This window comes from Leptolyngbya sp. FACHB-36 (assembly GCF_014695955.1).
In the GTDB taxonomy this organism is placed as follows: Bacteria; Cyanobacteriota; Cyanobacteriia; order Leptolyngbyales; family Leptolyngbyaceae; genus FACHB-36.
Genome location: NZ_JACJPG010000273.1, coordinates 1 through 11,582, shown reverse-complemented (window position 1 = coordinate 11,582; position 11,582 = coordinate 1). Strand labels below are relative to the sequence as shown.

Below are 11,582 nucleotides of genomic sequence, written 5' to 3'. Positions count from 1 at the left end.
TTTACCGCCCTGACAGCTACTCAACGGTTCCTTGTCGTCAAGGAACTGCAACACACGTTCTCAGCCCACTGCTCAACGGAGACAGCGGTTAACTTCTAGGAAGTCCTTGCTGGAGGCAAACGAGGTGAATTGCATTCAGACCTGTGCTCCGTTGGAGCATCGCTCTGGTGAATAGCTGGGATAGTGCACTGTATGGTTTGTGGAATCCTGCACCCTAACCGTTGGGTGGTAGAAGTCTGATGCAAGCGATTAACGATATGCCCTAGTACGATCGCACATTCGTTTTGGTCGGATGCACTGAGTTGATTCATGCAGAAGGTGAGCTTCTGCGATCGCGCCTGTACCGATATTAAGTGCTTATCAGTGGATATTACGGCACCGACGCTTTCCAGTAGAGGTTGACACTTTTCCCCGTGAAGTTACCACCCGTTAGATGAAGCTTTACATAAATTTAACAAAGTTTCTACCTGTGTAATCTTATCTAGAGGAAACCATGGTATTGGCGGTTCTCTAAAATCTGCGCTCGGAACCGTTGTACTTCTTAAATCCCAACCTCTACTCCAGGAAGCAACCATAAGCTATTGTGATCAACAGACGTATGCATCGCTCCACATCATGACCGTAGCGCCTTCTCATCACAAAGCCAAAGCTCTAAAATCCTCTAGTCGCCGTCCTGCTAAAGACCTCTGTAGTGAGTGCGGACTCTGCGATACGTATTACATCCACTATGTAAAAGATGCGTGCGCCTTTATCCATCAGCACATTGCAGAGCTTGAAGCAGAAGCGCATGGGCGAAGCCGGAATTTAGACGAATCGGACGATCGCTACTTTGGCGTGCACCAAGACATGATGGCAGCGCGGAAAACCGAGCCAGTTCCGGGAGCGCAATGGACCGGGATCGTCAGCTCGATCGCGATTGAGATGCTGAATCGCGGCATCGTAGAAGGCGTCGTCTGCATTCAAAATACCGAAGACGATCGGTTCCAGCCCAAACCCGTCATTGCCCGAACGCCCGCTGATGTACTCGCGGCACGGGTAAACAAGCCGACTCTGTCCCCAAATCTGTCGGTGCTGGAGCAGATTGAGGAGTCCGGCATGAAACGACTGCTGGTGATTGGGGTTGGCTGTCAAATTCAAGCGCTGAGAGCCGTAGAGAAGCAGTTGGGGTTGGAGAAGCTCTACGTACTGGGGACGCCCTGTGTCGATAACGTCACTCGCGCTGGGTTGCAGAAATTTCTAGAAACAACGAGCCGATCGCCCGATACCGTTGTGCATTACGAGTTTATGCAGGACTTCCGAGTGCACTTCAAACACGAAGACGGCTCAGTGGAAACGGTGCCGTTTTTTGGGCTGAACACAAAGGAACTCAAAGATGTATTTGCTCCGTCCTGCATGAGCTGTTTTGACTATGTGAACTCGCTCGCCGATCTCGTCGTGGGCTACATGGGCGCGCCGTTTGGCTGGCAGTGGATTGTGGTCCGCAACGATCGCGGGCAGGACATGCTCGATCTGGTGCAGGACCAACTAGAGACGCAGCCTGTGATGTCGCAGGGCGATCGACGGCAGGCAGTGCAGCAGAGCATTCCCGCCTATGACAAGGGAGTGACGCTGCCGATGTGGGCAGCAAAGCTGATGGGCGTCGTGATCGAGCGCATCGGTCCCAAAGGACTGGAGTACGCTCGATTTTCGATCGACTCCCATTTCACGCGCAACTATTTGTACCTCAAGCGCCACCATCCTGAAAAGCTGGAGGCGCATGTGCCAGAGTACGCTAAGCGCATCGTGGCACAGTACACGCTACCCGAGTAACCCTAGATAGGGCGCACGCCCGGATGTCCGTTTTCCACAACGAACGAGGCGCGGGTACTAATAGGTGCATCCGGCACAGTCACCGCTGCTACCACCCGGTAGTCAGACTGCCACGCATCCGGCGTCACCTGATGGCGAATGAAGCCCCGCTGACCGTTAAAGAACTTGATGTGGGGATTTTCGGGTAGATACGCTTCCACCGTAGCGTTGGTATCTGCGCCATTGCCGCCGGAACTGATGGAGGTGCAGACAAACTCACTGCCCACAATGCTGGAATCAGGATTGTCGAAGTCAGCTTTTAGCTCCATTGCCCAATGGGTGTGGACATCACCTGTCAGCACCACTGGGTTAGACGGTTGACGTGCTTGCAGAAATTTCAGGACGCGATCGCGGGCAGCGTAGTAGCCATCCCACGCATCCATATTGAAGGTTTGATCGGGTCCAACCGTGCGATCGATTTGCGACATCACCACTTGCTGTGCCAGGATGTTCCATCGCGCGGATGAGCGATCGAGTCCCTGAAACAGCCACTTTTCTTGCTGTGCGCCCGTCAGCGTTGCTTCCGGGGCAAGCGCTTCGGCACAGCGCGCTCTCGTTCCGTCGCCGCAGGGTTGATCGGTGCGATACTGGCGCGTATCCATGACGTTGAATTCTGCCAGGTTGCCGTAAGTCAAACGCCGATACAGCTTCATGTCGGGACCCTTGGGCATACTGGCGGGGCGCAGCGGCATGTGTTCATAATAGGCTTGATATGCCGCCGCCCGACGCTGCAAGAAAACCTCTGGGTCTTGATCTGGCTCCGTATCGACTTGAGATGTGGCGTTCGCGTAGTTGTTTTCCACTTCATGGTCGTCCCAGGTCACAATCCAGGGAAACGCTGCGTGCGCCGCCTGTAGATTGGCATCGGTTTTGTAGAGGGCGTGGCGATTGCGGTAGTCGTCCAGCGTGATAATCTCAGGGCTATTGTGCTGGCGAACCGCATTGGGATTACTGCCGCCCTCGTAAATGTAGTCGCCCAGATGCACAACCAGGTCAAGCTCTTCTTCCGCCAGATATTTGTAGGCGGTGAAGAGTCCTTGCTCGTAGTGGTTGCAAGACACTGAGGCAAACGTCAGCTTATTCAAATTGGAACCAGCGGCGGGAGCAGTGCGCGTGCGACCCACTGGACTCACCGCATCTCCTGCCCTGAACTGGTACCAGTACCAGCGATCGGGCTTGAGCCCGCGAGGAATCACCCGCACCGAGTGAGCCAGTTCGGGCAGGGCATACTCTGTCCCGCTGGCAACAACGCGCTTCATTGCCGGATCGGTTGCCACCTGCCAGCGAATCGGCACGTTGATCGCAGGCATTCCGCCTCCATTCAGCGGGTCGGGCGCCAACCGCGTCCACAGCACCACGCTATTTGCCAGCGGATCACCCGATGCAACTCCCAGGCTAAAGGGATAGTTTGAAAATGTGGGTTCGGCAATAACGCGCCGACCGGGAAACTGCGTCGCGATCGCCAACCCCGTCATTGCCCCCGCCCCGGCTAGCAATTGACGACGATTGATGCGCCGCGAAAATAGTTGCTCTAGCTGCCAACGATCCATAGATGCTTCCTTGGTTAACCACCATACTGTGCAGATGCAATCTGTGCCCCAACGCTAATCTCACTCCGCTTTGACGATCTCCTCAATCGAACGCAAACCGGTGACAAACCAGTTAATTCTTTGTTTGGGTTGAATGTCAGTTCTGTAAGAGTCTGTACAGAACGCAGAACGGTTAGCCAGCCAATCAAACTCTCGGCAATCTGATTGATTGCACGGACACACATCCTATTTAGTGCGCTACCTACCTTGATTCAGGCATGGCAAAACGCTGCACTTGACAGATGAACAGTACCATTCGAACGGTAATCTCTTACCAAGATGAAGTTAAGGAACGACTAATGGATTCGACTCAATTTATATAATTGCTTGATGTAGAAAACTCAGCACTGCTCTACCCAATTTGTGGTCAGGAACCGCGCCAAGTCCCCTAGCCTTTATCCGCCCCCAAGCTGTCTGGCGTAGCTGAAAAAACCCTGAAAGGCGGTTTGTTCCGCTACGGTTTTGCCCTCGTTGAGCAAATACTCGAAAAACGCCTGGGCAATTACCGATAGCTGCTTGCCACCCGGATAGACAAGATACCAGTAGCGCTCAATTGGAAAGCCTTCCACGTCCAGAATTGTCAGGGGGCTATCTCGTCCCTCCAGCGCCATCGTGTGCAGCGACAAAGCAGAGATGCCCAATCCGCCTGCGATCGCCTGCTTGATCGCTTCGTTGCTGCCCAAATCCAGTTTGACGTTTAGCGCCAAGCCTTGCTCGTCGAACATTTTTTGGATTGATTTACGCGTGCCCGATCCTGGCTCGCGCATAATAAACGGCTCCTCTGCTACTCGCTTTAGAGGAATGTTCTTTTCGCGGGTTAGGGGATGGTCACGCCACGCCAGCACCACCAGCGGGTTTTCTAGAAACGGATGAATGTTGACATCGAGATCCTCGGGCGGCTGACTGAGGATGTAGAGGTCATCGCGATTGTCGAGCAAGTTGTCGATGACGCGCTCGTGGTTCGTGACGGTGAGCGAGATATCAATGCCGGGATAGCGCTGGCAAAACGGACCCAGCAATCGCGGAACGACGTATTTGGCAGTTGTGACCACAGCAAGCCGCAGCGTGCCCTGCTTCAGCCCTTTGAGGTTGGCGATCGAGGTCTCAAATTGGGCGAGGCGATCGAAAATTTCGCGACAGGTTGTATAGAGATCTTTGCCTGCCTCGGTGAGATACAGCCGTTTTCCAACCTGCTCAAATAGCGGCGCACCTACAGCTTTTGCCAGTTGCTTTACCTGCATCGAGACGGTCGGCTGAGTCAGAAAAAGTTCTTCCGCCGCACGGGTAAAGCTACTGTGGCGAGCAACAGCCTCAAAGACTTTAAGCTGATGGAGAGTTGCGTTTTTCAAGCGAGTCTCCTTGAGAAGCTAAGTATAGATAACAGTCTATTCGCCTGATTGCGAATCACGATTTTTCTTTATGAATTTCAACAGTATCATCTCAGGTAAGAGCCGAACCTCTCCAAAGAGTCTATAGCTCCCTTCCATTCAGGCGTTGCACGATTCAGCAATGACGATTCATTCACTGTGCAACGCCTTTTCTATTGATTGATGTTACTTACTATACAGACGCATGGCGGACATTGTTGATATCGCAGTTGGTGCAGGCTCTTTTCAAACACTTGTAACGGCTGTGCAAGCAGCGGGACTCGTGGAGACGCTAAAAAGCCCAGGTCCGTTCACGGTGTTTGCACCGAACGATGATGCCTTTGCTAAACTGCCTCCAGGAACCATCCAAACGCTGGTTCAAAATATTCCCCAACTGACTCGCATTCTGACGTATCACGTGGTTGCTGGGCAGAAGCTAACCAAAGCGGATCTGGCAAAGCTAGGAACGGTGACTTCTGTGGAAGGATCGCCGATTCCGATCGACTGCTCTGATGGTTTTGAAGTAAAAAATGCTACTGTTGTTGCCGCAGATATCGAGGCAGACAATGGCATTATTCATGTGCTCGATAACGTAATTTTGATGGGCTGAAATTTCTTTCGTTCCAGAGAAAGCTTCAAGGATTCTGCATCCCACTAGAAATGTGTGCAGACCTTAGGGCAAACCTGCCAAAAGTTAAAAGAGGCACACATACTGTGTGCCTCTAAAAAATTTGACGTTCCCCGCAATGCCGTCTTACCTCAGTTTTTGACCTGGTAAAAACCAGGTGGGTACCTGATAGTCCTGATTTAAAGTTTCCGAGTACAAGCCCGGTCTACTGCCATCAGACAATTGGGTTCCCGTGAGCAAAAGGTATAGATCATAAAACGTTATTGGCAGTCACCAACATCGCAGTAGAACTTTCCTCATTGTAGCGGCTGCTGAGCAAACTGGGGAGTGACCTTGCTCACATTATTTGGCGATCGCCGATCACCGACAAAACCCCGCCCATCCATAGCACCAGCTACGGCAGCTCAGCCTTCTGCGCCCTTCACAACAGTAGACTCGCCGCAGACAGCACTCGCGCCGAAGCTTCTTTGGGCAAAGCAGTGTAGAGCGGGTAGGTAAGACCAATTGGGAATTCGAAATTCGAAATTCGGAATGGCAGAAGCTTGAGTCTGCCTACGTTTTAGTGGTTTAGTCTGTGGCTGGAATTTAGAGAATTGGTATTACCCCGGCGATCAAGCAGGTTTTCAGTCGCAATTGAACGCCGTCTAGAGCCTTACAGACGTTGGGAGCACTTGTAGGGAGGGCTACAAAAGCAGCTAAAACCGCTTACTCGCAGCCGCAAGGTAGAAAATACGGTTTGATGCGAAATGGTTCCCCAAGAGTGGTAGATTTAGCGGAGTATCTGCAAGCGACAGTGGCAAGATGAAAGTCCTAGTGATTGGTGGTGACGGCTATTGCGGTTGGGCGACGGCGCTTTATCTTTCCAACCGGGGTCATGAAGTCGGGATTCTGGACAGCATGGTGCGACGGTACTGGGATGCCCAGCTTTGTGTGGAAACCTTGACGCCGATCGCTCCAATCCAGCAGCGGCTTCAGCGCTGGCGCGACCTCACTGGCAAAACTATTGATCTATTTGTCGGCGATATCACCAATTACGAGTTTCTCAACCAAGCGCTGCACCAGTTTGAGCCAGAGGCGATCGTTCACTTCGGCGAGCAACGATCGGCTCCGTTCTCGATGATCGATCGCGAACATGCGGTGCTGACCCAGGTGAACAACGTCGTGGGCACGCTGAACCTGCTCTACGTCATGAAGGAAAGCTTCCCCGACTGTCACCTCGTCAAGCTTGGCACCATGGGCGAGTACGGCACCCCCAACATTGATATTGAGGAAGGCTACATCACGATCGAGCACAACGGGCGCAAAGACACGCTGCCCTACCCGAAGCAGCCGGGAAGCATGTACCACCTCAGCAAAGTACACGACTCGCACAACATTCACTTCGCTTGCCGAATTTGGGGCTTGCGTGCCACTGACTTGAACCAAGGCGTCGTCTACGGCGTTCTGACCGAAGAAACAGGCATGGACGAACTGCTGATCAATCGCTTGGACTACGACGGCGTGTTTGGAACTGCTCTCAACCGCTTCTGCATTCAAGCGGCGATCGGGCATCCGCTTACGGTCTACGGCAAGGGTGGGCAGACTCGCGGCTTCCTGGATATCCGCGATACAGTCCGGTGTGTGGAATTGGCGATCGCCAACCCTGCAAACGCAGGTGAATTCCGCGTCTTTAACCAGTTCACTGAGATGTTTAGCGTCGGCGATCTGGCAAACATGGTGCAGAAAGCAAGCTCGGCGGTAGGTCTGAAAGTAGACATCAAGAATCTGGACAATCCCAGGATTGAAAAAGAAGAGCACTACTTTAACGCCAAAAACACGAATCTTTTAGACTTAGGACTGCAACCGCATTACCTATCCGATTCGCTGTTGGATTCATTGCTAAACTTCGCTATGAAGTACAAGCAGCGCGTGGATGAGTCGCAAATTCTTCCGAAGGTCACGTGGCAACGGTAGGTTTTTAGTCGTTGGTGATCAGTGATTAGTAATCAGTCGTTAGCGCTTGGCGCTCTTAGTCACTAGTCGCGCAATAGCTAATAGCTAGTCACTAAAAACGAATAGCTAATCACTAACAGCTAATAGCTCTTTATGCGAATTGCCCTCTTCACCGAAACCTTTCTTCCCAAAGTTGATGGCATCGTGACGCGCCTGCGGCACACGGTTGAGCAGTTGCAGCGGCGGGGCGATCAGGTGCTGGTGTTTGCGCCAGAGGGGGGCTTGTCCGAATACAAGGGAGCCAAGATCTACGGCGTATCGGGGTTTCCGCTGCCGCTGTACCCAGAGCTGAAGCTGTCGCTGCCGCGTCCAGCGATCGGCGATGTTCTAAAAGAATTCAATCCCGATATTGTTCATGTCGTGAATCCGGCAGTTTTGGGCTTGGCGGGATTGTTCTACGCCAAGCTTTACAATTTGCCGCTGGTCGCCTCCTACCATACGCATCTGCCGGAGTATCTTCAGCACTACGGCTTAGGCATGTTGGAAGGCTTGCTGTGGGAGCTGCTGAAAGCTGGACACAATCAGGCAGCGCTCAATCTCTGCACCTCAACAGCGATGATGCAAGCCTTGACCGAACATGGCATCGAGCGGGTGGATCTGTGGCAGCGAGGCGTTGATACCGAAACCTTTCAGCCGCATCTCGCGACGTTAGAGATGCGATCACACCTCAGTCAAGGATATCCCGACGCGCCGCTGCTGCTCTATGTCGGTCGGCTCTCGGCAGAGAAAGAAATCGATCGGATCAAGCCTGTGATGCAGGCAATTCCGAATGCCCGCTTGGCGCTGGTTGGGGATGGTCCGCATCGGCAGGCGTTGGAGCAGCACTTTGCGGGGACGCCAACGCACTTTGTCGGCTATTTGCAGGGGCGAGAACTAGCGGCTGCCTTTGCCTCTGCCGATGCCTTTGTGTTTCCGTCGCGCACTGAGACGCTGGGGCTGGTGCTGCTGGAAGCGATGGCGGCGGGTTGTCCAGTGGTGGCCGCGCGATCAGGGGGTATCCCGGACATTGTGGAAGATGGCGTCAATGGGTTTCTCTTTGATCCCACGGATGAGCGGGGCGCGATCGCGGCAACGCAGCGGCTTCTGGCTGACCCCAGCGAACGCGAAACGCTTCGCCGCAATGCTCGCCGTGAGGCGGAACGCTGGAGTTGGACGGCAGCGACTCAGCAGCTTCGTACGTATTATTACGCCGTTATTTCTGCCCAGTCGATGTCTTCGGCTGCTTAGAACTTCAAAATTATTTTGAGCGACTGCGTGTTTTCAACGGCTTCCGGGCACTCTGAAGTCGAAGCAATGACAGGTTAACCCGCGATCGTGCGGAGATGGCTATCTCCCTAATGGTTAGAGGCGATCGCACCCGCGAACGTTTGCGATCTCTACGTCATGCTTCCATAAACTTTCGTTCTCGTGAAGCACGGATGGCTGAGCGTCTACTTAGGCGCTGAGTAGATGTGCTGCGAATTTCTTCTGCCGTATCTACCCGATAAACGCCTCATGGAACTGCTGCCTTCACCGATCGCGTCGTCCAACCTGTTGCAACCTCTAAATTTCTCGACGCCGCTTGGGGCGATCGAACCCTTCCCTTCCCACTCCCCACTCCTCACGTCTCACTCCTCACTTCTCTTCATCGACTCCGCCATTGCCGACGCAAACTTTCTCGCCGCCAACGCGACACCGGGAACTGAGGTGCATCTGTTAAATCCGGTTCAAGATGCCGTTTCCCAAATCACGCAAACGTTGATCGGGCGGGAAGGCATCGCCAGCGTACAGATTGTGTCGCATGGGGCGGATGGCGCGTTGCAGTTGGGGCACGACTGGCTAACCGCTTACAATTTGCAGAGCTATGCCAGTCAGATGCAAAGCTGGAGCAAGGCGCTGACGCCGGATACGGATATTTTGCTGTATGGCTGCAATGTGGCGCAGGATGAAGTGGGCAAGGCGTTTGTGCAGACGATCGCACAGCTAACCGGGGCGGATGTTGCTGCGTCGGACGATTTGACGGGCAGTTCAGATTTAGGCGGCAATTGGGCGCTGGAGTATCAGACGGGTAAAATTGAGACTGAATCTCCTTTTCAAGCTTTAGCAACTGCAACCTATGAGCACACGCTAAACATCATTATCAATGAGTGGTCGCAGGGCAATGGTGGCACTAAAGAGTGGGTTGAACTGCTGGTTACTGCAACAACTGACTTAAGAGGATGGTCGCTTGGCGACGAAATTCCTGCACCTGGCAACACTTATTTTACCTTTAACAATATATCGCAGTGGCAGTCCGTGGCAGCAGGCACACTGATTACTGTTTACAACGGCGGCGATCGAGATACTGTCTTGCCTGCGGATGATGTGAACTTTGCAGATGGCAACTTTACCATTGTTGCCGCACACACCAACACAACTCTTTTCACAGGTGTGGGCTGGAACGGTTTTGGTAATGGTAACAGTCAGGATAATCCGATTCTGAAAAACAACGCCGGAACTGTCATACAGGATTGGGATCAAGGTAATACAAGTGGATTTACCGCTGCAACACCTAGACCCGATGGAAATCAGGCTGTTTATTACACAGGAAATACTGCTGGAGGCGTTACAACAGCTTCTAACTACACTCTTGCTGCTGCGAATAATGCAGCAATAACGCCAGGAAATCCCAACGGTGGAGCCAATACTACCTGGATTAATAGCTTAAGAACTCCCATTCCCACCGTCAGCCTCAGCACCAGCACCGCCAACATTACCGAAGGCAACACAGGCAGCTACACGATTTCGCGCACCAATACCACAGACGCACTCACCGTCAACCTGACGATCGACGGCACCAGCAGCGCGACCAGTGGCGACTATACTTTCAGCGGAGCCAGCGTTGCGGTTTCCGGTAGCAACCTCACCGTCGTCATTCCCGACACGCAAAACTCCGTGACGCTGAACATGGCTGCGCTGGCAGAAGCGATCGGCTTTGCCGAAGCCGCCGACGCGCTGAAGCTCAATCTGGCAACGGGCACAGGCTACAGCGTCAGCGACACCAGCAACACGGCAACGGTGACGATCGCCCAAAACGATTTCGTCGTCATCAACACGAATGATTCCGGTGAAGGTTCGCTGCGACAGGCGGTGCTGAATGCCAATGAGATCGCGGGAGACGACACGATCAGCTTTGCAAGCACTCTCGCCGATGCCACACCCGACACGATCACCTTAACGACAGGCCAACTGGGCATCAGCAGCAACGTCACAATTCAGGGCACCGGAGCTAACCTCCTCACCGTCAGCGGCAACAATGCGAGCCGCGTCTTCTTTGTTAACCCTGGTGCCATTGCCAGCTTCTCTGGTCTCACCATTAGTAGAGGAAATGCATCCAGCGGCTTCGGCGGCGGTATCTACAATAACGGTACGTTAACCGTAAGCAACAGCACCCTCAGCAGCAATACCGCATCCAACGGTGGCGGCATCTGGAACGAGGGTAGTACATTGACACTAAACAACAGCACCCTCAGCGGCAATTCGGCACCCGTCCGCGGTGGCGGCGGCATCACCATCAACGGCGGCACAGTAACCCTGAACAACAGCACCCTCAGCGGCAATACCGCAGGCGATTTCGGCGGCGGCATTGATAACAACGGCAATTTGACCGTGAGCAACAGCACGTTCAGCGGCAATACCGCAACCACTAGGGGCGGTGCCCTCTGGACCTTTAATACATTAAGTCTGAGCAACAGTACCTTCAGCGGCAATACCGCAGCCGACGGCGGCGGTCTCTATAGAGCCAACTCCAGCACGATCAACACCCTACAAAACAATCTGTTTGCCGATAGCAGCCTGTTTGGCGTTGCCCCAGATGCTACCAACCGCGTCGGCACTGCTGCTGCCTTGGGCTTAGACCCAGTGCTACGCAACAATGGCGGATTAACTCAAACCCACGCCCTTCTCGTAGGTAGCGCCGCCATTAACGCAGGCAGCAACACCGGAGTCAGCGCCACGGATCAAATAGGCAATCCTCGCATCGTGAATACCTTTGTGGATATTGGAGCCGTTGAGTCAGCGTTCGATCGCGTTTCGCTCACCGCAACCGATGCCACTGCAACCGAGCTTCCGGGCAATCCGGGCACCTACCGAATTAGCCGCGATGGAAACAGCGGGAATTTGACGGTGAACTTGACGATC

General features: G+C 53.5%; 7 protein-coding genes and 1 other RNA gene. 5 read left to right on the top strand and 3 right to left on the bottom strand.

Annotated features, from left to right (window positions below):
- Positions 1-615 precede the first annotated feature (615 nt).
- The gene (locus tag H6F43_RS07210; RefSeq protein ID WP_190342096.1) at positions 616-1,809 is read left to right on the top strand and encodes a Coenzyme F420 hydrogenase/dehydrogenase, beta subunit C-terminal domain; all 1,194 of its coding nucleotides are present in this window, start codon (positions 616-618) and stop codon (positions 1,807-1,809) included.
- A gap of 2 nt (positions 1,810-1,811) precedes the next feature.
- Here H6F43_RS07210 and H6F43_RS07205 read toward each other — a convergent pair whose 3' ends face one another.
- Complete coding sequence (locus H6F43_RS07205; RefSeq protein ID WP_190342094.1) at positions 1,812-3,398, bottom strand: alkaline phosphatase; 1,587 nt, start codon at positions 3,396-3,398, stop codon at positions 1,812-1,814.
- Between the two features lie 434 nt (positions 3,399-3,832).
- Positions 3,833-4,786 carry a LysR family transcriptional regulator gene (locus H6F43_RS07200; protein WP_190342092.1) on the bottom strand — a complete coding sequence of 318 codons (954 nt, stop codon included), beginning with the start codon at positions 4,784-4,786 and terminating at the stop codon, positions 3,833-3,835.
- Positions 4,787-5,009: 223 nt separating this feature from the next.
- Between H6F43_RS07200 and H6F43_RS07195 the strand changes: the two genes are divergently transcribed.
- Positions 5,010-5,414, top strand: a complete 405-nt coding sequence (locus H6F43_RS07195; protein ID WP_190342090.1) for a fasciclin domain-containing protein — start codon at positions 5,010-5,012, stop codon at positions 5,412-5,414.
- Between the two features lie 124 nt (positions 5,415-5,538).
- Here H6F43_RS07195 and ssrS read toward each other — a convergent pair.
- Positions 5,539-5,723: non-coding RNA, 6S RNA (ssrS, locus tag H6F43_RS07190), on the bottom strand.
- A gap of 510 nt (positions 5,724-6,233) precedes the next feature.
- On the opposite strand from ssrS, the gene H6F43_RS07185 reads away from it, so the two are divergent.
- The 3 genes from H6F43_RS07185 to H6F43_RS07175 form a co-directional block, all read left to right on the top strand.
- Entirely contained in the window at positions 6,234-7,385 is a 1,152-nt protein-coding gene (locus H6F43_RS07185) for an NAD-dependent epimerase/dehydratase family protein (RefSeq protein ID WP_190342088.1), read from the top strand.
- Positions 7,386-7,517: 132 nt separating this feature from the next.
- The gene (locus H6F43_RS07180) at positions 7,518-8,651 is read left to right on the top strand and encodes a glycosyltransferase family 1 protein (RefSeq protein ID WP_190342086.1); all 1,134 of its coding nucleotides are present in this window, start codon (positions 7,518-7,520) and stop codon (positions 8,649-8,651) included.
- Positions 8,652-8,873: 222 nt separating this feature from the next.
- A partial coding sequence (locus H6F43_RS07175; protein ID WP_190342084.1) for a DUF4347 domain-containing protein occupies positions 8,874-11,582 on the top strand: 2,709 nt, incomplete at its 3' end.